Origin of the sequence: Parasphingorhabdus sp. JC815 (genome assembly GCF_040717415.1) — a bacterium.
Taxonomy (GTDB): domain Bacteria; phylum Pseudomonadota; class Alphaproteobacteria; order Sphingomonadales; family Sphingomonadaceae; genus Parasphingorhabdus.
Genome location: NZ_JBFEFM010000015.1, coordinates 1 through 652, shown reverse-complemented (window position 1 = coordinate 652; position 652 = coordinate 1). Strand labels below are relative to the sequence as shown.

Sequence of the window (652 nt, the reverse complement as noted above, 5' to 3'; positions counted from 1 at the left end):
CGCCGGTGCCAGCCAGCCGCGAATGCGTTGGCCCGTGGTGCGCTCAACCGTTTCAATGGAATCCTCGATAATCGCACGTTCTTGCGCTTCGTCCATGCCATAGGAATAGCGGGTGTTATAAATACCATGGCTGAAAAACTCCCAGCCGCGCTGCGCCGCATCTGCGACAACTTCGGGAATATGGTCACACAGGGCAACAGAAAGGCTCACCGATCCGGGAAAGCCGTGCTTGCTCATCATTTCTGCCATGCGCCAGTGCGAGACCCGGTTGGCATGGTCCCGGTGGCTGTAACCGACCACATCGGGATGCGGCTTGGCCCAGCTCTTACGATGCGGATTTACCGCGGGATCAAGCTCGTAATATTCCAGATTGGGCGCAACCCAGACAGCGCAGGTCTTTCCCTCGGGCCATGTAATTTTGGGCCGGCCGCGATAGGGCAGATAATCATATAGTTCGGGATCGGATTTTTGCGTATCACTCATTATTTCGCTTCCAGCCAGTCAATCACCGTCTGCACCGGCTCGACATCCGCATATTTGATCTGCAAGTCGGTAAGATTGGCGAAATGATAACTTTCATGTTTGTCCGCGCATGTTTCGATCGGAACAATGGTGCGATACCCATGACTCAGGGCATCAACCGCCGTCGCCC

General features: G+C 55.2%; 2 pseudogenes. Both read right to left on the bottom strand.

Features of this window, described 5'->3' with window-relative positions:
* A pseudogene (locus AB1K62_RS14640) lies at nt 1–483 on the bottom strand (polysaccharide deacetylase); the annotation flags it as partial.
* Nucleotides 483–652 (bottom strand): annotated as a pseudogene (locus AB1K62_RS14635) (N-carbamoylsarcosine amidohydrolase); the annotation flags it as partial. The pseudogenes AB1K62_RS14640 and AB1K62_RS14635, both read right to left, overlap by 1 nt.